15 protein-coding genes are annotated in these 21,645 nt (G+C 48.2%); 7 read left to right on the top strand and 8 right to left on the bottom strand.

Annotated features, from left to right (window positions below):
• Nucleotides 1–38: 38 nt before the first annotated feature.
• A complete protein-coding gene (locus A7K98_RS13735; RefSeq protein ID WP_087489071.1) occupies nucleotides 39–779 on the top strand; it encodes an SDR family oxidoreductase in 741 nt (246 codons plus the stop codon).
• A 55-nt stretch (nucleotides 780–834) separates the two neighbouring features.
• A complete protein-coding gene (locus A7K98_RS13730) occupies nucleotides 835–1,293 on the top strand; it encodes a GNAT family N-acetyltransferase (protein WP_087490517.1) in 459 nt (152 codons plus the stop codon).
• A 34-nt stretch (nucleotides 1,294–1,327) separates the two neighbouring features.
• Here A7K98_RS13730 and A7K98_RS13725 read toward each other — a convergent pair whose 3' ends face one another.
• A complete protein-coding gene (locus A7K98_RS13725) occupies nucleotides 1,328–2,983 on the bottom strand; it encodes a glucan biosynthesis protein D (protein ID WP_087490516.1) in 1,656 nt (551 codons plus the stop codon).
• Nucleotides 2,984–3,383: 400 nt separating this feature from the next.
• Between A7K98_RS13725 and A7K98_RS13715 the strand changes: the two genes are divergently transcribed.
• The gene (locus tag A7K98_RS13715; RefSeq protein WP_087490515.1) at nucleotides 3,384–4,568 is read left to right on the top strand and encodes a nicotinamide mononucleotide deamidase-related protein YfaY; all 1,185 of its coding nucleotides are present in this window, start codon (nucleotides 3,384–3,386) and stop codon (nucleotides 4,566–4,568) included.
• Between the two features lie 59 nt (nucleotides 4,569–4,627).
• A complete protein-coding gene (locus tag A7K98_RS13710) occupies nucleotides 4,628–4,951 on the top strand; it encodes a DHCW motif cupin fold protein (protein WP_232461643.1) in 324 nt (107 codons plus the stop codon).
• A gap of 37 nt (nucleotides 4,952–4,988) precedes the next feature.
• On the opposite strand, the gene yfaE is transcribed toward A7K98_RS13710, so the two are convergent.
• The 4 genes from yfaE to ubiG all read right to left on the bottom strand — a co-directional run bounded on the left by yfaE (nucleotide 4,989) and on the right by ubiG (nucleotide 9,919).
• Nucleotides 4,989–5,255 carry a class I ribonucleotide reductase maintenance protein YfaE gene (gene yfaE / locus A7K98_RS13705; protein WP_087489069.1) on the bottom strand — a complete coding sequence of 89 codons (267 nt, stop codon included), beginning with the start codon at nucleotides 5,253–5,255 and terminating at the stop codon, nucleotides 4,989–4,991.
• A 2-nt stretch (nucleotides 5,256–5,257) separates the two neighbouring features.
• Nucleotides 5,258–6,388, bottom strand: a complete 1,131-nt coding sequence (gene nrdB / locus A7K98_RS13700; protein WP_087489068.1) for a class Ia ribonucleoside-diphosphate reductase subunit beta — start codon at nucleotides 6,386–6,388, stop codon at nucleotides 5,258–5,260.
• Nucleotides 6,389–6,472: 84 nt separating this feature from the next.
• The gene (gene nrdA, locus A7K98_RS13695) at nucleotides 6,473–8,752 is read right to left on the bottom strand and encodes a class 1a ribonucleoside-diphosphate reductase subunit alpha (protein WP_087489067.1); all 2,280 of its coding nucleotides are present in this window, start codon (nucleotides 8,750–8,752) and stop codon (nucleotides 6,473–6,475) included.
• A 435-nt stretch (nucleotides 8,753–9,187) separates the two neighbouring features.
• Nucleotides 9,188–9,919 (bottom strand): bifunctional 2-polyprenyl-6-hydroxyphenol methylase/3-demethylubiquinol 3-O-methyltransferase UbiG, encoded by a 732-nt coding sequence (gene ubiG / locus A7K98_RS13690; protein WP_087489066.1) that lies wholly within the window; start codon nucleotides 9,917–9,919, stop codon nucleotides 9,188–9,190.
• Between the two features lie 171 nt (nucleotides 9,920–10,090).
• Here ubiG and gyrA point away from each other — a divergent pair, with 171 nt between their 5' ends.
• Nucleotides 10,091–12,724, top strand: a complete 2,634-nt coding sequence (gyrA, locus tag A7K98_RS13685; protein WP_087489065.1) for a DNA topoisomerase (ATP-hydrolyzing) subunit A — start codon at nucleotides 10,091–10,093, stop codon at nucleotides 12,722–12,724.
• A 225-nt stretch (nucleotides 12,725–12,949) separates the two neighbouring features.
• Entirely contained in the window at nucleotides 12,950–15,793 is a 2,844-nt protein-coding gene (gene rcsC / locus A7K98_RS13680) for a two-component system sensor histidine kinase RcsC (protein ID WP_087489064.1), read from the top strand.
• A 50-nt stretch (nucleotides 15,794–15,843) separates the two neighbouring features.
• Here rcsC and rcsB read toward each other — a convergent pair whose 3' ends face one another.
• Nucleotides 15,844–16,491, bottom strand: a complete 648-nt coding sequence (gene rcsB / locus A7K98_RS13675) for a response regulator transcription factor RcsB (RefSeq protein WP_087489063.1) — start codon at nucleotides 16,489–16,491, stop codon at nucleotides 15,844–15,846.
• Nucleotides 16,492–16,504: 13 nt separating this feature from the next.
• Complete coding sequence (rcsD, locus tag A7K98_RS13670) at nucleotides 16,505–19,147, bottom strand: phosphotransferase RcsD (RefSeq protein WP_087489062.1); 2,643 nt, start codon at nucleotides 19,145–19,147, stop codon at nucleotides 16,505–16,507.
• A gap of 999 nt (nucleotides 19,148–20,146) precedes the next feature.
• Between rcsD and ompC the strand changes: the two genes are divergently transcribed.
• Entirely contained in the window at nucleotides 20,147–21,265 is a 1,119-nt protein-coding gene (gene ompC, locus A7K98_RS13660) for a porin OmpC (RefSeq protein ID WP_087489060.1), read from the top strand.
• Nucleotides 21,266–21,325: 60 nt separating this feature from the next.
• On the opposite strand, the gene A7K98_RS13655 is transcribed toward ompC, so the two are convergent.
• Entirely contained in the window at nucleotides 21,326–21,601 is a 276-nt protein-coding gene (locus A7K98_RS13655; RefSeq protein ID WP_087489059.1) for a hypothetical protein, read from the bottom strand.
• Between the last annotated feature and the right edge of the window lie 44 nt (nucleotides 21,602–21,645).

The raw sequence follows: 21,645 nt of genomic DNA, 5'->3' as shown, positions 1-21,645 counted from the left end.
TTATTTTTATCTTCCCGTATTTTTTAACAGGAGTAGTTATGGCCCGTTTTACTGATAAAAATGTACTGATCACCGGAGGTACCAGCGGTATGGGGCTGGCCGGTGCTTTGCGAATCTGTCGGGAAGGGGGGGGGGTAGCTGTCACCGGGCAGAATCCACAACGTCTGGCCGACAGTCAGGCACAGTTACCTGAAGGTTCTCTGGTTCTGAAGGATGATGCCGGGCAGGAAACGACCGGAGAGGTTCTTGCAGCCGCTATCTCAGGCTGGCAACGGCTCGACGGTCTGTGGCTGAATGCCGGATTTGCCTCCATCGGGATGCCTGAATCCGTAACTGCCAGCGATTTTGACCGTATGATGCATGTGAATGTTCGTGGGCCAATGCTGCAACTGGCGAGTCTTTCACCGTTACTGAATCCGGGAGCGTCAGTGGTAATCACTTCGTCCTCATCGGTCTATGAAGGGGCAGCGGCAACCAGCCTTTATGCCGCGACTAAAGGTGCTCTGGTGGCAATGGTCCGCAGCTGGTCTGCTGCGATGGCAGAGCGAAATATTCGGGTCAATGTGTTGGTTCCTGGTCCGGTTGAGACTAATTTTCGTGAATTTATGCCTCAGGAAACACGACAAAGTTTTGAGGATTTTGTGGTCAGTCAGGTACCACTGAAACGCGTCGGTACTGCGGAGGAGGCTGCTGCAGTGGGTTTATTTCTGCTGTCTGACGATGCTTCCTATGTAACGGGCAGTCAGTTTGCCGTTGATGGCGGGCTGGTTCGCTACTGAAATCCCCCTTAAATTACCTGAGAATAAAAAGAGAAAGGATAACTTAATGACAGAGATGAAATGGAAAGATCTGCATCATAGTGAATTATCAACCAGTGATCTTTATCAGTTACTGGCATTGCGAAATCAGGTGTTTATCGTGGAACAGCAGTGCGTCTACCAGGATATCGATGGTGCCGATCTGCTGGGAAATAACCGACATCTGCTGGGATTTATTGACGGAGAACTGGCGGCTTATTCACGCCTGTTGGTTCCGGAAGACCAGCAACAACCGCTGAGCATCGGGCGCGTTATTGTGGCGCCTTTTGCCCGTGGACGGCAACTGGGACACCAGTTGCTGAAACAGACTTTACTGGTCTGCTCTTTGCACTATCCGGAAAGATCGCTGTATTTATCAGCTCAGTCGCATTTGCAGGGATTTTATGCGGCTCAGGGTTTTGTGGTGTGTACCGAACCGTACAGTGAGGATGGTATCGAGCATATCGGAATGGAGTTGCAGGTTGCTAAGCAATGAAAGTGGCGAAGCGGGGTGCTTCGCCACAGGGTGATTAACCGGCGGTCATCTGGCGGTCATCAATATATTTGCGCTGATCGGGTGCTGGCGGTACGTACTGATACATCCAGGTTTCACTCAGTGTCTCGCCTTTGGTACGCAGGAACAGTCGCATGTTTACCGGAGCCGTAGAGTCGCTGTCCGGATACCAGTCGAACAGAATCCGGTAGGCTTTGAGTGGTTCAACATACAGAATCTCAACCTGTTTAAAGGTACCCGAAGATAATGTAATGACAGGTTCAATGCCTTTAGGCGCAGCAGCCTGCAGATCGCCGCCAACAAAATCAACCGCGAAACGGCGACACCAGACTTCAGGGAAGTGTTCGCCAGGTGCCCAGCCTTCCGGGAAACCGCCGATACCGGTACGGGTAGCCGCAACCCGGGCCAGTGGACTTTGCACCGGAGGCAGCCCGCTCCAGTAGAGTTTATAGCCAAAACTCAGTTCACTGCCGGCGGTTACCGGAGCTTCCGGTTTCCAGAAACAAACAATGTTATCCAGGGTTTCACCGGTGGTTGGGATTTCCATCAGGTTAATGGCACCTTTCCCCCATTTACCTACCGGCTCAACCCACAGACTTGGCCGCTTGTTATACCAGCCAATCACATCCTGATAATCATTAAAATCGTGGTCCAGCTGGAGCAACCCGAAGCCACGTGGGTTTTCATCACTGAAACTGTTGAAAGTCAGACGCTGCGGGTTATTCAGTGGCCGGGCAATCCACTCTCCTTTACCTGTCCACATCGCCAGCCGGTCGGAATCGTGGATCTGCGGATGATAGGTATTACACATCCGCCTATCATTGGTCCCGCAACTGAACATGCTGGTCATTGGAGCGATACCCAACTGTTCAATGGCTTTTCGGGCATACAGGTTATTTTCGACAGTCATCACCACGCGTTCTTGCTCGCAATCAATGGTGAACTTAAAGGCCCCTGTAATGCTGGCACCATCCAGTAAAGCGTAGACAACGAAAGTGGTGTCTTCCGGCTTCGGTGTTTCAAACCAGAAGGCCGTGAAATCCGGAAACTCTTCGTGATTAGAAAATGTATCAATGGCTACGCCGCGGGCTGAGAGACCGTACTGATAGGTATCATCGACGGCACGGAAATAACTGGCACCCAGGAAAGAAACGATATCTCGGCGTGCCAGCTCTGGCTTTTTAAAAGCTCTGAATCCGGCGAAACCGAGATCCGTTTTTCCCGCCAGTTGTTTTACATCGACATGCGCATTGTTATAGCTGAACAGTTCAGGACGGAAATGAATTTCCCGAGCCTGGCGGTTGGCAGGGTCTACCGAAAACATCCTGATTCGCCGTTTAAATCCCATGCCAACATGGAAAAACTGAACATCCAGCTGACGGTCCGGGATGTTGTTCCACAGGGAATGACCGGCATCATACTGAATTGCGTTGTAATCCTGAGGTGTCAAATTAGCCAGAGTTTCAGGTAACGGACCCGGTGCTCCACCCCAGGGTTGTTTGGCCAGAGCGGCCGCCTGTTGTTTGAGCTGATCAAAATCGAATTGCCGGGCATGTCCATCGGCGATACCGTCAGCCGCCCAGGCCGAGTTAGCCAGCAGGGAGGATAATCCTGTCATTGTCCCGAGGGCGGAAACCGCCAGCGAGCCTTTCATAAACATTCTGCGATTCATACCGGAAACATTTTCCTTGATTGTTCGGGTGTTAGTTGGCTGCGGCGACAAAGTCACTGCATCTTGTGCCGGTGAATGGTGTTCATCCATTACGACAGGGCACCGCTCCTAAAATTCATTGCTAAGAAATTTATCAGAATAATCAGAGAAAAGGTGCATTTTCCACTGGCTGCTCAGGTTATTTTACTCTTCGGGATAACGATGCACACAGGGCTTTTATCTGTGATGCTGCTGAGTTTGCCGTTTTTTTATGACAGCTGATGTCCGGGCTTGTAATCACTTGCGGACAGTATTTAAATGAATCCCTCAGTATATTTTCATCTTCCGAAGCAGCCGCTATCTGTGGCTGATACGAAACAGGCCACGTTAACTGTCCAGGAGCAGTAAGTTGAATATTGAAATGTTATCTACCGGCGATGAAGTGTTGTATGGACAGATCACCGATACCAATGCGGGCTGGCTGGCGGATACCTTTTTTTCTCACGGGCTGGTGATGACTCACCGTTCAACGGTGGGAGACCAGTTAGATGCACTGGTGGAAGAGTTAAAGCAACGAAGCCTGCAGGCCGATGTGCTGATTGTTAATGGCGGGCTGGGGCCTACCAGCGATGATCTCAGTGCTCAGGCCGCAGCCATTGCCTGTGGGGTTAAACTTGAACTGAATGAACAGTGGTTGCAGCGAATAGAAGCTTTTTTCAGTGAACGTGGGCGAACGATGGCTGCCTCTAACCGAAAACAGGCGGAAATTCCGCAGGGCGCTGAAATGATCGATAACCGCGTAGGAACAGCCTGCGGTTTTGCGGTGACACTGAATGACTGTCGGATCTTTTTTACTCCCGGAGTGCCTTCGGAGTTTAAGGTGATGGTTACTGAGCAAATCCTGCCTCGACTGGCTGAACAATTCAGCCTGCCTGAGAAGCCCCTTTGCCTGAGACTGACGACCTTTGGTCGCGGAGAAAGTGATCTGGCGGCACAACTGGACAGTTTAATACTGCCCGCAGGCGTCACTCTGGGGTACCGGGCGGCGATGCCGGTGGTGGAAATTAAACTGACCGGTCCCGGGAGTGAGGCTGTGGCGATGAATAGCTGCTGGCAAAATATTCGTCAGCAACTGGCAGACTGGATTCTGTTTGAAGGCACGGAAGGGCTCCCGGCCGTGCTGGCACGTGAAATCAGACAGCAGGGATTAACTCTGTCGGTCAGTGAGAAATTTACGGCAGGGTATCTTCACTGGTCACTGGCTTCTGCGGATGTACCGTTGCAGGGCAGTGATTTACCGGCAGCTGGTGTTGAAACGCTGTCTGAACTGGCTGAGCGTACGGTGTCGCTGGCTAAACATCATCGGGCATCACTGGCTCTGGCTGTGGGTGAACTGAATGAACAGTCACTGGGGATTTGTCTGGCGACTCCACAGGGCACTGAAGCACATCAGCTGACTTTTAATACTCAACGCCACTCACTGTCGGCCCGTCAGGAACTGATCAGCACGGTTGCAATGAACATGCTGTTACGCTGGCTACAGGGAAGAAACTCTCCGGCAAGCCATAGCTGGTTGGAAGTGACCGGGCATTTGCTGCTTCCTTAATTTTATAATTTTATTCATAACGACCGTTTGTCGGTTTTAACAGGATTGTGACGATGTAGATAAATGATATTCCGTTCGGTATAACAGACTGGCAGACAGTTACCGGTGAGAATCATGCTGGTGAACAAGGGATGGCTGTCTGGAAAACCCGCCAGTTTGGTGATATCCGTGTCAGAGACGTCACCTATTCAGCAGGTTATCTGGCAGAACACTGGTGCAAGAAAGGCCATATTTTGTTTTGCCTGGAAGGCGAGATGGTTACCGAACTTGAGGATGGCAGGACATTCACGTTAAAAGCGGGGATGAGTTATCAGGTGGCTGATCAGGCAGAGGCTCATCGTTCCTCGACTGTCGATGGTGCAAGGTTATTTATTGTCGACTAATCAGTTATCGCCGGTTTATTCCGGCGATAACTGCAGGCTAAAGCTCCAGTTCAATATCACCCACCGGCCGGCAGCAGCAGGGTAAAATTTCACCCTGGCCAACAAATGCCAGCGGCTCACTGCGGTAGCAGACTTTGCCTTTTCGCAGTTTCAGACGACATGATCCGCAATAGCCTTCACGGCACTGGTACTCGACCGGTAACTGATGAGCTTCGAGTGCGCTCAGCAGATTAGGGTAGGCGTTTTCAACACACTCAAGCTCACGCCCTGAGCGACTGAGTGTGATGACACTGGACTTATCCATTATTACAGCTGGAAGTCGTTAAAATCGTCAGCACCGACTTCCGAGTCGATTTGTCCGACCAGATAAGAACTTACCTCTACTTCCTGCGGAGCAACCTGAACATTATCCGATACCAGCCATGAATTGATCCACGGGATCGGGTTAGAACGGGTCTGGAACGGTAGATTGAGTCCGACAGCCTGCATACGGATGTTGGTAATATATTCAATGTACTGGCAGAGAATATCTTTGTTCAGACCAATCATTGAACCGTCACGGAACAGATACTCAGCCCATTCTTTTTCCTGAATGGCCGCTTTCTTAAACAGCTCATAGCATTGCTCCTGGCATTCAGCAGCAATCTCTTTCATTTCCGGATCATCTTCACCGCTGCGCATCAGGTTCAGCATATGCTGAGTACCGGTCAGGTGCAGAGCTTCATCACGGGCAATCAGACGAATAATCTTAGCATTGCCTTCCATCAGTTCACGTTCAGCAAAAGCGAAAGAACAGGCAAAACTGACATAGAAACGGATAGCTTCCAGCGCATTGACACTCATCAGACACAGATAAAGCTGTTTCTTCAGTGCGCGCAGGTTGACCACTATCTCTTTACCGCCCACCTGGTGGGTGCCTTCACCCAGCAAGTGCCAGTAGCTGGTCATTTCAATCAGGTCGTCATAATAGCCGGTGATATCTTCAGCGCGCTTGAGAATCTGCTCATTAGTCACGATATCGTCAAACACCAGCGCCGGGTCGGTCACAATGTTTCGGATAATATGAGTGTAGGAGCGGGAATGGATGGTCTCAGAAAACGCCCAGGTTTCAATCCAGGTTTCCAGCTCAGGAATAGAGACCAGCGGCAGTAACGCAACGTTTGGACTGCGTCCCTGAATAGAATCCAGCAGGGTCTGATATTTCAGATTGCTGATAAAGATATGCTTCTCATGCTCGGGTAAAGACTGGTAGTCAATCCGGTCACGGGCAACATCAACTTCTTCAGGACGCCAGAAAAAAGACAGTTGTTTCTCGATCAGTTTTTCAAAAATATCATATTTTTGCTGGTCGAAACGGGCGACGTTCACCGACTGTCCGAAAAACATCGGTTCTTTTAACTGGTCATTTTTGTTTTGCGAGAATGTGGTATAGGCCATAAGCAAACATCCGATAGATACAGGCTAACGTTTTAGCGGTTAAATAGCTAAAGTCAGGGGCCGGTGATGGCCCCTGGCAGAGGTTTAAATCTTGCAGGCGCCGCCTTCACAACCGTCATCGGCCGGTGCCAGGTCATCCTGAGCATCTTCAGCACCATCACGGGTGTTCTGGTAATACAGCGTCTTAACGCCAAATTTATAGGCGGTCAGCAGGTCTTTCAGCAGCTGTTTCATTGGCACCTTACCGTTAGCAAACCGGGAAGGGTCATAGTTGGTGTTTGCTGAAATCGACTGGTCGACAAATTTCTGCATCACACCCACCAGTTGCAGGTAACCATCGTTCGATGGCATTTCCCACAACAGCTCATAGTTATTTTTCAGCTCTTCATAATCTGGTACCACCTGACGCAGGATACCGTCTTTCGAGGCTTTAATACTGACATGACCGCGTGGTGGCTCAATGCCGTTGGTCGCATTGGAAATCTGGGAAGATGTTTCCGAAGGCATCAGCGCGGACAGAGTCGAGTTACGCAGGCCATGGGTACGGATGGACTCTCTCAGAGATTCCCAGTCCAGATGCAATGGCTCATTACAGATTGCATCGAGGTCTGCTTTATAGGTATCAATCGGCAGCACACCGGCAGCATAAGTGGTTTCATTAAACCACGGGCAAGCACCCTGTTCTTTAGCCAGCTCGTTAGAAGCTTTTAGCAGGTAGTACTGAATAGCTTCAAAGGTCTTGTGAGTCAGGTTATTAGCACTACCATCGGAATAACGCTTACCGTGTTTCGCCAGGTAGTATGCATAGTTAATGACACCAATACCCAGAGTACGACGGCCCATCGCACCGCGTTGTGCGGCAGGAATCGGGTAGTCCTGATAATCCAGCAGCGCATCCAGAGCACGCACCGCAAGTACAGACAAATCTTCCAGTTCGTCCAGGCTGCTGATAGCTCCCAGGTTAAATGCCGACAGAGTACACAGGGCGATTTCGCCATTCTCATCGTTGACATCTTCCAGTGGCCGGGTAGGCAGGGCAATTTCCAGACACAGGTTTGACTGACGTACAGGAGCAATTGCCGGATCAAACGGGCTATGGGTGTTGCAGTGGTCAACGTTCTGAATATAAATACGTCCGGTTGAAGCACGTTCCTGCATCATCAGAGAAAACAGTTCTACTGCTTTAATCCGTTGTTTACGGATGCTGCTGTCCTGCTCATATTTAACATACAGGCGTTCAAATTCATCCTGATCAGCAAAGAAAGCATCATACAGGCCCGGGACATCCGACGGGCTGAACAGGGTAATGTCTTCGCCTTTAAGTAAACGCTGGTACATCAGTTTGTTGAGTTGTACTCCGTAGTCCATATGACGAACACGGTTTCCTTCAACACCACGGTTGTTTTTTAACACCAGCAGGCTTTCTACTTCCAGATGCCAGATAGGGTAGAACAGCGTGGCTGCACCACCACGGACACCGCCCTGAGAACAGGATTTAACCGCTGTCTGGAAGTGCTTATAGAACGGGATACATCCGGTGTGGAATGCTTCACCGCCGCGAATCGGGCTACCGAGCGCACGAATGCGACCCGCGTTAATACCAATACCGGCGCGCTGTGATACATATTTCACAATCGCACTGGAAGTGGCATTAATGGAATCCAGGCTGTCACCACATTCAATTAACACGCAGGAACTGAACTGGCGGGTCGGGGTGCGTACGCCGGCCATAATTGGCGTAGGCAGTGAAATCTTAAATGTGGATACCGCATCGTAAAAACGTTTGATGTAGTCAAGACGGGTTTCACGCGGGTATGCCGAAAACAGACAGGCAGCGACCAGGATATACAGGAACTGCGCACTCTCATAGATCTCACCGCTGACACGGTTCTGAACCAGATATTTGCCTTCCAGCTGTTTTACTGCCGCATAAGAGAATGTCATATCACGCCAGTGGTCGATAAATCCGTCCATCTGTGCAAATTCTTCAGCAGTATAATCTTCCAGCAGGTGGCTATCGTATTTACCGCGCTCAACCATGGATCTGACATGGTCATACAGCGCCGGGGGTTCAAACTGTCCGTAAGCTTTTTTACGCAGATGGAAAATCGCCAGACGTGCTGCAAGATACTGGTAATCAGGTGCATCACGTGAGATCAGGTCTGCCGCTGCTTTGATAATGGTTTCATGAATATCAGATGTTTTAATTCCGTCATAAAACTGAATATGCGAGCGCAGTTCTACCTGTGAGACAGAGACATTGTGAAGACCTTCTGCTGCCCAATCGAGTACCCGGTGTATTTTATCGAGATTGATTCGTTCCTGGCTTCCATCGCGTTTCGTAACGAGCAGACTTTGATTCATGTCGCGTTTACCTATCTATGCATGAGTATCAGTGAGTTATACATTTTGCGTAGTTATGCACAGCATTTTCTTTGTGAATAAGACTGTGGATAACCACTACATGTAGGGGCTGTATAGAAAATATATAACAAGATAGGGTTTATTCTAGTGACTTCCCCGGACTTAACAAGAGGAAAAATTGATGGTGATTTGGCTTGTAATTTACGATTTTTTCCGTAACCCGCATGATTAAAGGCACGCTCTGATGTCAACAATTGAAAGAAAAAAATTCTTTTTGCGATCGGTCGCCGATTTTTCATTCAGTGCTGGCTGGGGAAGGTCTTTTATCTGTCAGAAGTGATAGTTTAAGTGACAGTCACTACATGTTCCTCCGGAGGGCATATTTTATCGTCCATCCGGAGGTTTTTCAGGCATAAATCAGCTATTGCTCAGTCATCAGGCGCTTTCAGGGAAACTGGTGTGAATCATATAATTAACATCCACGCCATGCCCCAGCCGGAACTTGTTGGTCAAAGGATTGTAATGCAATCCGATCATCCCTTCTTCGCGTAACGGAGTTTCGTCAACCCAGTTCAGCAGCTCTGCCGGCCGGATAAACTTTTTAATGTCGTGGGTGCCGCGCGGTACCATACGTAAAACATATTCAGCACCGAATACCGCCATCAGCCAGGCTTTTGGATTACGGTTAATTGTAGAGAAAAATACCTGCCCGCCAGGTTTTACCAGGCTGGCACAGGCATGAACTACCGAACGTGGGTCCGGAACATGCTCCAGCATTTCCATGCAGGTTACGACATCATATTGTCCGGCGAACAGTCCGGCATGTTCTTCAACGGTACGTTGCACGTAATTTACGGTGACTCCGCTTTCCAGTGCATGCAGACGGGCGACTTCCAGGGGTTCTGCACCCATATCCAGTCCGGTAACGTCGGCACCTTCGCGGGCCATGCTTTCTGCCAGAATCCCGCCACCACAACCAACATCCAGAACTTTTTTACCGAATAGCCCCTGACTGTTCTGACTGATATAGCCGAGTCGCAGGGGATTAATACGATGTAGCGGTTTGAACTCGCCTTCCAGGTCCCACCATCGGGAAGCCACTGCTTCAAATTTGGCAATTTCCTGGTGGTCAACATTCTGCTGTTTTTCTGGTGAAGGCATATTCATAAATCTCTACTCCTGACAAAATTTTCCCGAGTATAAACGCTTACAAGGCTTGCGGCACCCTCCGCTTGTTGATCTGTGTAACTTATCTGATGCTGACGTGCACCGCAGGGCGGTAATGTGATATGATTTGCGGTCTGAATAGTCGGCAATATCTAGAGGGATATCGGCTCCATGAGCGACTTAGCAAGAGAAATCACCCCGGTTAATATCGAGGAAGAATTAAAAAATTCTTATCTTGATTATGCCATGTCGGTCATCGTTGGCCGTGCGTTGCCTGATGTGCGTGATGGCCTGAAACCAGTACACCGTCGTGTGCTGTTTGCCATGAGCGAATTAGGTAACGACTGGAACAAAGCCTACAAAAAATCTGCCCGTGTTGTCGGGGATGTCATCGGTAAATATCACCCGCACGGTGATTCTGCTGTCTATGAAACCATTGTTCGTATGGCACAGCCGTTTTCACTGCGTTACATGCTGGTTGACGGCCAGGGTAACTTTGGGTCGATCGACGGTGACTCCGCGGCAGCAATGCGTTATACCGAAATTCGTATGTCCAAAATTGCCCATGAATTACTGGCTGACCTGGACAAAGAGACGGTCGATTTCGTACCTAACTACGACGGTACAGAACAAATTCCTGAAGTTATGCCGACCAGAGTCCCGAACCTGCTGGTAAATGGTTCTTCCGGGATTGCGGTCGGGATGGCGACCAACATACCGCCACATAACCTTACTGAAGTGATTAACGGTTGTCTGGCGTTGATTGAAGACAGTGAAATTACTGTCGAAGGACTGATGGAACACATTCCTGGTCCGGACTTTCCGACCGCCGCTATTATCAATGGCCGCAGAGGCATTGAAGAAGCCTACCGTACAGGTCGTGGTAAGATTTATATTCGCGGTCGTGGTGAAGTTGAGACTGATGCGAAAACCGGCCGTGAAACGATCATCGTGCATGAAATCCCTTATCAGGTGAACAAGGCGCGACTGATTGAAAAAATTGCTGAGCTGGTTAAAGAAAAGCGTATCGAAGGCATCAGCGCACTGCGTGATGAATCAGATAAAGATGGTATGCGCATCGTCATTGAAGTGAAACGCGATGCTGTGGGTGAGGTGGTACTTAATAATCTCTATTCTCTGACCCAGTTACAGACCTCTTTCGGTATTAACATGGTGGCACTGCATCAGGGCCAGCCAAAGATTATGCCGCTGAAAGATATTCTGGAAGCCTTCGTTCGTCATCGCCGTGAAGTGGTTACCCGTCGTACTATCTATGAGCTGCGCAAAGCCCGTGATCGTGCCCATATTCTTGAAGGTCTGGCGATTGCGCTGGCGAATATCGATCCGGTCATTGAGCTTATTCGTCGCGCACCATCTCCGGCGGAAGCTAAAGCTGCATTGATCGCTAAAGCCTGGGAGTTGGGTAACGTTGCTGCGATGCTGGAAAAAGCCGGTGATGATGCAGCTCGTCCGGAGTGGCTGGAACCTGAATACGGCATTCGTGATGGTGCTTACTATCTGACAGAACAACAGGCTCAGGCCATTCTGGATCTGCGTTTGCAGAAACTGACCGGTATGGAGCATGAAAAACTGCTGGATGAGTACAAACAGCTTCTGGATGAGATTGCTGAGCTGATTTTCATTCTGCAGGACGCGAACCGTCTGATGGAAGTTATTCGTGAAGAGTTGGTGGCTATTCGTGAACAGTTTGGTGACGAGCGCCGGACTGAAATCACGGCTAACTCTGCGGATATCAATATTGAAGATCTGATCAACCAGGAAGATGTGGTAGTCACTCTGTCACATCAGGGCTATGTCAAATACCAGCCACTCACCGACTATGAAGCACAACGTCGTGGTGGTAAAGGTAAGTCAGCGGCCAGAATTAAAGAAGAAGACTTTATTGATCGTCTGCTGGTGGCAAACACCCATGATACGATCCTGTGCTTCTCGAGCCGTGGTCGCCTGTACTGGATGAAGGTTTATCAGTTGCCTGAAGCCAGCCGTGGTGCGCGCGGACGACCAATCGTTAACCTGCTGCCACTGGAAGCCAATGAACGTATTACGGCGATTCTGCCGGTGCGTGAATATTCTGAAGGTCTGAATATTTTCATGGCAACAGCCAGTGGTACAGTGAAGAAAACCTCACTGACCGAATTCAGTCGCCCGCGCAGTGCCGGAATTATTGCGGTAAATCTGCGTGATGACGATGAGCTGATTGGTGTAGCGCTGACTGATGGTAATGATGAAGCGATGCTGTTCTCGGCCGCCGGTAAAGTTGTACGCTTCTCTGAGCAAGCCGTCAGGCCGATGGGACGTACTGCCTCTGGTGTGCGCGGAATTAAACTGGCTGAGAGTGACCGCGTTGTATCACTGATTATTCCTCGCGAAGATGGTGCGATTCTGACTGTGACCCAAAACGGCTACGGTAAACGTACCGCAAATCAGGAATACCCGACTAAGTCCCGTGCGACTCAGGGGGTTATTTCGATTAAGGTCACAGAACGTAATGGTCCGGTGATTGGCGCTGTTCAGGTAGTAGACAGTGATCAAATCATGATGATCACCGATGCCGGAACTCTGGTCCGAACCCGTGTTTCTGAGGTCAGCGTCGTAGGCCGTAATACCCAGGGCGTTATTCTGATTCGTACCGCTGAAGATGAGAACGTTGTTGGTCTGCAGCGTGTTGCTGAACCGGTCGAAGAAGAAGAGCTGGATGCTATCGATGGTTCGGTTGCAGAAGGGGATGACGATCTCGGTCAGGAACCGGAGACCGATGATGATGCTGAACCTGAAGACGAGTAATCATCTGCAGGGCAGAAAGTAGTAAAAAAAGGCATCGCTGGCGATGCCTTTTTTATTATCTGCTTTCCTTAACCCGGCGCTTTCGGTGGTCCGGACCATGTTAAATATGGCGGTATGTGTTAGTCTTACTTCCTATCAGAGATTGCTGTCACTTTGTACCGATGATGTGTCGGGGCAGTCCCCGTCATCATTCCGTTTGCGCCGGCCTATTGCAGTGAGTTTCCATTGAAATACCTTGTATCTTTTCGCACCACGCTACGGGTTTCCCGTTATCTTTTTCGAATTCTGGCGCTGTTACTCTGGTTGCTGGGAGGACTTCTGAGTGCCTTCTATCTGCTGAATGTGCTGCACGAAAAAGAGTCGGATATTCGGGAGCAGTTGTCCGGCAACTACAATCAGGCAGGTTGGTATATCGCTCATACCAACGAAGCGATGCGCGAACTGAAATACATCACCGAAGGGCAGCTGAATAAAACGCCGGATGACACCACGTTTACACTGAGTAGTGGTGACAAAAACTTCTCACCTCAGTTTTCACCATTATTCAGCGATGATGACTGCTCAACAATTAATACTGACTGGCGCACGACGCTCAATACTTTAGGTGGTTTTCTGCATTACTGGGAAAGCCAGTATGTTTCGTCTTACGAAATGAGCCGGATTTTTTTGTTGAATAACGGCAGTAACTGCCTGGCGACGTTTTCATTCAGTACCAGCGAAGTTAATCAGGATACCAGCACGAACTCTCTTCAGGAAAATGTGCTGCGCTTTCATAACAGTAGTCCAACCGAACAGCGCAATCCGGTGTACTGGATTGAACCGGGCAATCAGCCAGGGGTTGGGGCTTTTTATATGATGATGCCGGTTTATACCGGTAACCAGCCTGTGGCATTGCTGAGCTTTGAACAAAACCTGCGGCTGGACGAACTGGTAACTCCCGGTGGAGCACCTGTCACCACGTCGATTGTTGATGATGACGATCAGCTGATGCTGTCGACTGACAGAACAGTTACCAGCCATATGTTTGATAATTTGCCGGATGACAAACAATGGTTTGGTTATCTGGATGGTTATCAGCAACTGGTTCTTAAACAATCGCTGTCACCCAGCCCGTTTAGCATCATCTATTCACTGCCTACCGGGCTGCTGTTTAATCAGATGAAGCTGATGATAATCAACGCGATTTTGCTGAATATCTTCAGTGCTTTGATACTGATTGCTCTGGCGATGATCTTTGAACGACGAATGTTATTGCCTGCAGAAGACAATGCGGTTCGGCTGGAAGAACACGAACAGTTTAACCGAAAAATTGTCGCTTCAGCTCCGGTAGGGATCTGTATTCTGCGTACCAGCGACGGCAGCAATATTCTGAGTAATGAGCTGGCACACAATTATCTGACGTTGCTGACAGCAGAGGATAAACAGCGGCTGACAGAAATTATTGGCGGACAGCAGGTCAATTTTGTAGATGTGCTGACCGGTTCAAACACCAACCTGCAGATAAGCTTTGTGCATAGCCGTTACCGTAACGAAAACGTGGCTATCTGTGTTCTGGTCGATGTCAGTGCCAGGATTAAGATGGAACAGTCGCTGCAGGAAATGGCGGACTCAGCAGAACAGGCGAGCCAGTCTAAATCGATGTTCCTGGCCACTGTCAGCCATGAGCTGCGTACCCCGTTATACGGAATTATCGGCAACCTGGATTTGCTGAAAACCCGTGAGATGCCAAAAAGCTCAGAAGCACTGGTCAGCGCAATGACTAACTCTTCCGACCTTTTGCTGAAAATTATTAATGATATTCTCGATTTTTCTAAGATTGAATCTGAGCAGTTAAAAATTGAGCCGGGGGCGTTCTCTCCGCATGAAATGGTCGGGCATATCATCTCCAACTATTTATCGCTGGTAGTTAAAAAACGCCTGACGCTTTACTGCATGATTGAACACGATGTTCCGACTTCACTGTTTGGTGATGCCATGCGGTTACAGCAGGTGGTTTCTAACCTGCTGAGCAATGCGATTAAATTTACCCATACCGGCGGCATTATTCTGCAGATTTATCAGCATCAGGGATATCTGGCGTTCCGGGTGCGTGATACGGGGGTGGGGATACCTACCCGCGATGTTTTGCGTTTGTTCGATCCGTTTTTCCAGGTCGGGACCGGCGTACAACGGAATTTCCAGGGAACAGGACTTGGGCTGGCTATCTGTGAAAAACTGATCAATATGATGGACGGCGATATTGAAGTGGAGTCCGAGCCGGGAATGGGTAGCCAGTTCACCGTGCGTATTCCTGTTTATCAGGGCGTATGGAACGAAACTGACAAAGAACTTGCCGGAAAACGGGTATTGCTGATGCTGAAAAATAGTGCATTCGCGGAATATTTACAGCGTCAGTTACAGGCCTGGTCAATGACTATATTGACAGATCGACAACAGCTGACGGCTGATGACATCATACTCACCGATTGCGGGAACGGAGAGGGTGAAGTTTGCAAAGCCAGGGTCTGTTTTAGCAGCGAATATACTGATTTCCCTGGTGAAATACAGCCAGGTGTCTGGGTTATCCCTACTTCAATGCCACATGAAATTCCTGAACTGTTAAAACGCATCTACCGGCCAGCCAGCGAAGTCAAACTGCTGACTGAACAGTTGCCGGGCAGTACTAAAGATGACAGTAATGAAGATATCCTGATTCTGGTGGTCGATGATCATCCGATTAACCGTATGTTGCTGTCAGGCCAGCTGCATACTTTAGGCTATCAGGTAAAAACCGCTCAGGATGGTGTAGATGCATTGAATGTGCTGAAGCGTATCGAGGCCGATATTGTGCTCAGTGATGTGAATATGCCAAATATGGACGGATATTGCCTGACTCAGACTTTGCGGGAATCGGGTTTCCGCAGGCCGATTATTGGTGTTACCGCCAATGCATTGGCCGATGAGAAACAGCGGTGCTTACAGGCGGGTATGGATGATTGTCTGTCGAAACCGGTGACGCTGCAGGAGTTAAAAGCCATTCTCACCGGGTATGCTGAACACGTCAGAACTGAACGTTCAGTAGAGGTTTAAACGATGAGAATTAGCCCGCCTGCCGCCAGGGCAGGGGGCTTGTTACTTTATCAGTCTTTCGGCAGCGTCGCGCTGACAGAAGAAAGATAGTTCAGTAATGCGATATCGTTATCGACGCCCAGTTTCATCATGGCTGATTTTTTCTGGCTACTGATGGTCTTAATACTGCGGTTAAGCTTGCGGGCAATTTCTGTGACCAGGAATCCTTCGGCAAATAACCGTAATACTTCACTCTCTTTAGGTGACAGACGTTTATCACCGTAGCCACCGGCGCTGATTTTTTCCAGCAACCGTGCGACTGATTCAGGGGTGTATTTTTTACCCTTCTGCAATGCAGCCAGAGCTTTTGGTAAATCAGTTGGAGCTCCCTGTTTCAGTACAATACCTTCAATGTCCAGGTCCAGTACCGAACTCAGAATGGCCGGATTATTGTTCATGGTCAGAACGATAATCGCCAGATCCGGGTAGTGACGTTTAATGTATTTAATTAAGGTGATCCCGTCGCCGTATTTATCGCCAGGCATAGACAGGTCGGTAATCAGTACATTGGCTTCAAGTTTAGATAAGCTATTGATGAGGGTAGTCGAATCTTCAAATTCACCGACCACATTAACCCACTCCAACTGCTCCAGAGATTTACGGATCCCGAACAAAACAATCGGGTGATCATCGGCAATAATTACGTTTAAGTTATCCATTTTTTTGGCTACCTTACTGCAACAGTGTTTGAACGTAGTGCTCAATATCACTGGTAGTATTTTTAATGTTTAAATCATCGCGCTCTTCAAGAAGACGCTCCAACTGTTCACACTGTGTTTTGCCATCATCCAGACCCAGCATGGCAAAAACACCTTTTAGTCGGTGAGCAGTCAGGGCGAGCGCAGCATAATCTTTATTATCGAGCTCAAGATATAATTTATTGACATCATCGGGCACAGTATCCTTAAATATCTGAAAATACTCAGGTTCACTTAGCAAATGTTCCCTGTCGTTTTCAGGAGCATCCTCCATCTCGTCCTTGGTCAGTTGTTTCTCAATCAGTGTCAGCAAAGCTTCCAGCATTGCCTGATTCAGATTGTAATTCACCCGGTATTGCTGTGGGGTGATGGCTGAATAACCCGGCTCTGAACCGGTGATCAGCAGTGCCCATCCTGACAGCCTGGCCGGAACATCGGTGACCAGAAAATCAAAGTCCTGTCCGGGGACCCGATCGTCGGCAATCAGACACTTGGCTCCCCAGAACTCCAGCTGCCGGCTGACAATTTTATAGATATCATCAACGACCACATCAACCAATACTGTTATTCCGTCCAGTATTTTTTCTTCCCTGAGAGTAGCTGGCTGCTCTACAGGGAGAGATATCAATACACTAAAATGGGTACCGATGTCAGGTTTAGAGATAATATCCAGCCGTCCGTTCAGATTCTGGCAAAACTGACGACAAAAAAACAAATCCATACTGTTAGATTTTTCGTCATTCAGCGTGCTGACTTCTCCACTGAAAGGAAAATCAGCATTTGCCAGTTCAGTCTTATTCAGACCCTGTCCAGTATCTACAATATTTATCAATAGTCGATCAGTATGTTCCGGGCTTGCACTGATTCTGACAGAAATTTTGCCCCAACGGGTGGTTCCGAAGGAATACCAGAGCAGTGTCAGCAGAATTTTACGTAAAATTTCCCGATCTCCGACCCGGATTTCGTCCGCAGGGCGCAGATTATTGACAATGATTTCCAGACCACGTTGGTTCATGGCCGGCAGGATCCCGCTGACAATTTCATCCAGCAATTGTTGAAGCTGGAAGGGCTGCAAATCAGGTGACCACTGATGATTTTCCAGCTGATTAAGCAGGATTGTATGATCGGTCAGCCTGGCCAGGTGTTCCCCGGAGTCAATCAGTGACTGCAAGACAGACGGTGCGAGAGAAGTCTGAATCTGCTGAATTTGTTGGGTTAAGTGCTGCAGCGGATCGCGGAACGCATTACCGATGTTTTCCAGTAACTGACGGCGCATCTCATGATTCTTATCCAGAATGCGCTGGGCGTTTTGCAGCTTTTTATTGACCAGAATCTCACGGTCCTGGTTACGAATCATAAAAAAGCAGTATTGCGGTGAGCATTGGCTTTGCTGGTGTCTGACTTCGTAGACTTCATTATTGATGGTCACCTGCAACATGCCCTGAACATTATCAGACAGGGTAACGATTTTTTGCAGATTGAGGTGAGGAATCAACTGCGATGCTGTTTCATTACTTACCACTTCCCGGTGCGCATTAAAATCATAGATCAGGAAGCCCAACGGCAGGCTATCCACCATCTCTTTATTCATTCTGCGCAGTAAATCAACCTCAGGGTCCGCGGATTTTTCTGTCGGCTGAGGCGCGTTACGAAGTAATACGCTGGCAGTGAGTGACAGTATCAGCAATAACAGGCACAGACATAAAGTGAACGAAAAATGGTGAAGTGTGGCACCGAGCAGGGTCATCAGTGACAGGTTATAGGTAATCACCATGGGAGCTGCACTCAGGGGAGCGGCCAGATCGACAGAAGCGGAGGCCAGGTTGACTCGGTCTGAACTGCCCGAATCTGTAGTCCCCGATGAATTTTCAGTGCTGTGGAATACTAACCGGGAAGGATCGAGCTGACCACTCAGCATATCTTTTACCGGTAAATCGAATGCTACAACGGTCGCCAAATGTCCCGGCTGGTTGAACGTAGTCCTGAGCGTAAAATAGTAATCACCACTGTCAGGCATGTGACGTAACCCGGAAAAACTTTCACGTTCATCCAGTGTGTTTGCCTGTTGCAACATCTCGGCTCTGCGGGCCGAAACCAGCCCGGTGATACTTTCACCATTATAACGGCTAATCATATCCTTCAATGGCAGGGTGGAGACCATCGTCAGGCTATTGTCCTGGCCGTTCAGGTAATACATTGACCAGGTGCTTTTCTTTAACGCCCACAGGGTATCCAGAAAATCAGACGCCTTACGTGCTCCGGTAAGCGTATTGCTGTCATGAGAACCAAAAATCAGTGCTTCTGTTTTTTGCTTATCCTTATCCGGAGCATAAACATCCGGGCGTAACCGGGTTTCCTGGAGTGTGGAATTATCGCTATCCTGACTGTCAGTGGCTGAATTCTGTGCACCATAGATTTGCCAGGTAGCAAACCGGTAGTTATCAATCCGCAACTGAGTTTCACGGGCAAAACTTTCCACCAGAACCTGTTGATGATTTAGCTGCACCCCAAAGCTGTCGTAGATAATGCCCAGCATAATAGCGACGACTATCACACTGATAAATATCATTGATTTAAGTAACTGGTTCGGCAGCAGGGGATTTTTTTTTCCGGGCATAAAGATATTGGACCTGAGGTAAGGTGGCATTTTACACAGAAGGCGGGCGCCTGACAGCTGCGGTCAGCAGGACTTCTCAGACAGCAACTTCATTACTTTGCAAATACCAGACCGGAGGCGGTATCTGCAGGCCCGTGACGCTTAGCGTTTGCAACGGCTAAAAATATCCTCAATGACCCCGAAAGTAAAGCTAACTGCCGAAACAGGCACCGATATTTCCTGATCAGTAAGTGAAGGCTAATCAGTCTGCGGGTTGGAACTTTTTCAGGTGATCAAATTTATTCACAACGGAGTTCCGGATATTGTTATCAGAAAATACTGAAAAATAATCATTCATAATTCAGACATCTGGTGACGATACTCTATAAGCATATTCTGATGCTGACAGGTAATATTTAAAATCTGACGGCAGGGTGAGTAATTTCGCCATGTGATATTTTCATTAATGAATAATACCGAAGTCAGAGCCAGCAGGGGGCAGAACGTAACCCCGGAAATCCTGTCGGAGAGCATGCATCTGTCTGTAATCAGACAAAAAAAAACCGGACACGAAGTCCGGTAGGGAATTTTCAAGCAATACTCATTCGGGGTGAATGAAGGTAATAATAAAATAAATGATGATAGCAGGAATAATTATATTCCTGTCGTAGTGATTTCATTTATCATTCAGTGCTGTAAATTTTAACATTCCGGCATTATTACAAACACTTTAGCTTTTTGACAATTAGTGCGTAATTCTTTTCATTAATAAACTTTTGGTTGATTTAACCTTTAGTGCTCATTAAAAGTTAACCTGTGGCATAAAAAAGTTCCGTGATTTTTACATTTTGAAATTAATTTGAAATGAATTGAAGCAGTTTAGCTCTTTTAGTATCATTTCGAGGATAGATTATTTCTCGCCCTGAATTAACATGACGTAGAAAGCTGTATCTTTACTTTTTTATACTTTTTTTCCTGTGTCGATGTCTGACGTTACGGGTCTCATTCGAGGGTAATTACATGAAGCTTAGCGTTCTTTCACTTTTAGTTCCGGCTCTGCTCGTTGCCGGATCTGCCAGCGCTGCTGAAATTTATAACAAAGACGGCAACAAATTAGATCTGTTCGGTAAAGTTGACGGTTTGCACTATTTTTCAAGCGATAATGGTTCGGATGGTGACCAGTCGTACTTACGTTTCGGCTTTAAAGGCGAAACTCAGATCAGTGATCAACTGACCGGCTACGGTGAATGGGAATATCAGGTCGCGCTGAACAATGCAGAATCTGACGGCAGTGCAGATACTTATACCCGTGTTGGTTTTGCTGGTCTGAAATTCGATAATGATGGTTCTTTAGATTACGGCCGTAACTACGGTGTTCTGTATGATATTGCCGGCTGGACTGACGTTCTGCCAGAGTTTGGTGGTGATACTTACGGCGCAGATAACTTTATGTTCCAACGCTCCAGCGGCCTGCTGACCTATCGTAATACTGACTTCTGGGGTCTGATTAATGGCCTGAATATTGCTGTTCAGTATCAGGGTAAAAATGGCAGTTCAAGTGAAAGCGCGAATGGCCGTGATGTGTTAGGACAAAATGGCGACGGCTGGGGAATGAGCGCGACCTACGATCTGGGTCAGGGCTTCTCTCTGGGTGGTGCGATGTTCTCCTCTGATCGTACGGATGAGCAGAATAACTATGTTTCTGATGGTAATCGAATCCTTGGCCGGGGTGATAAAGCTCAGGCGTACACTGGTGGTCTGAAATATGACGCTAATAACGTCTACCTGGCTGCAATGTACACACGTTCATATAATGCAACCCGTTTCGGTAGCAGCGACTCAACTGCTTACGGTTATGCGGATAAAGCGGATAACTGGGAATTAGTAGCTCAGTATCAGTTTGACTTTGGTCTGCGTCCTTCACTGGCATTTGTTTCATCACGCGGTACCAGTGTTCAGGGATATGGTTCTCAGAACCTGAAAAAATATGTTGATGTGGGTGCGACTTACTACTTTAACAAAAACATGTCTACCTATGTTGATTACCAGATCAACCTGCTTAAAGACAACCAGTTCACCAATGATGCTGGTATAAATACTGACAACATCGTGGCTACAGGCCTGGTGTACCAGTTCTGATATAACAACGGGGAATGGATATTATCCATTCCCCGTTTTCTCCGCTGTTAAGTTCCACATTTACATCCTGCGTTTTTCGACTCCGTAACGATTAAAATTCTCCGCTGCATCTGCATACAATTGCTGATGGTTTCCTTCCAGTGCAGATCCTGCCTGGGTAAATACTGCAAAGGATAACCATTGTGTCCACAGTTGTTTTACCTGTTGCCGGACAGAGGAAATATTTTTCATCTTCGTACCTCGCCAGTTGTTAATCTTGCGTAATAATCCGTGCAAAATATATGCCAGCCGATCGCACAGATATTCACGGTACAGTGAGCGACCTTTTGTTAACATAGCGCCTCTTTTTGGTGCGCAGTTGCGCTGTTATGGCCGGTGAA

Origin of the sequence: Tatumella citrea (genome assembly GCF_002163585.1) — a bacterium.
GTDB lineage: Bacteria > Pseudomonadota > Gammaproteobacteria > Enterobacterales > Enterobacteriaceae > Tatumella > Tatumella citrea.
This window is presented reverse-complemented; position numbering and strand designations above follow the sequence as displayed.

What these genes read in the sequence shown, in the direction of transcription:
- A7K98_RS13735 (WP_087489071.1), top strand. Translation starts at nt 39, where the DNA reads ATGGCCCGTTTTACTGATAAAAATGTACTGATCACCGGAGGTACCAGC.
- A7K98_RS13730 (WP_087490517.1), top strand. Translation starts at nt 835, where the DNA reads ATGAAATGGAAAGATCTGCATCATAGTGAATTATCAACCAGTGATCTT.
- A7K98_RS13725 (WP_087490516.1), bottom strand. Translation starts at nt 2,983, where the DNA reads ATGAATCGCAGAATGTTTATGAAAGGCTCGCTGGCGGTTTCCGCCCTC.
- A7K98_RS13715 (WP_087490515.1), top strand. Translation starts at nt 3,384, where the DNA reads ATGTTATCTACCGGCGATGAAGTGTTGTATGGACAGATCACCGATACC.
- yfaE (WP_087489069.1), bottom strand. Translation starts at nt 5,255, where the DNA reads ATGGATAAGTCCAGTGTCATCACACTCAGTCGCTCAGGGCGTGAGCTT.
- nrdB (WP_087489068.1), bottom strand. Translation starts at nt 6,388, where the DNA reads ATGGCCTATACCACATTCTCGCAAAACAAAAATGACCAGTTAAAAGAA.
- nrdA (WP_087489067.1), bottom strand. Translation starts at nt 8,752, where the DNA reads ATGAATCAAAGTCTGCTCGTTACGAAACGCGATGGAAGCCAGGAACGA.
- ubiG (WP_087489066.1), bottom strand. Translation starts at nt 9,919, where the DNA reads ATGAATATGCCTTCACCAGAAAAACAGCAGAATGTTGACCACCAGGAA.
- gyrA (WP_087489065.1), top strand. Translation starts at nt 10,091, where the DNA reads ATGAGCGACTTAGCAAGAGAAATCACCCCGGTTAATATCGAGGAAGAA.
- rcsB (WP_087489063.1), bottom strand. Translation starts at nt 16,491, where the DNA reads ATGGATAACTTAAACGTAATTATTGCCGATGATCACCCGATTGTTTTG.
- rcsD (WP_087489062.1), bottom strand. Translation starts at nt 19,147, where the DNA reads ATGCCCGGAAAAAAAAATCCCCTGCTGCCGAACCAGTTACTTAAATCA.
- ompC (WP_087489060.1), top strand. Translation starts at nt 20,147, where the DNA reads ATGAAGCTTAGCGTTCTTTCACTTTTAGTTCCGGCTCTGCTCGTTGCC.
- A7K98_RS13655 (WP_087489059.1), bottom strand. Translation starts at nt 21,601, where the DNA reads ATGTTAACAAAAGGTCGCTCACTGTACCGTGAATATCTGTGCGATCGG.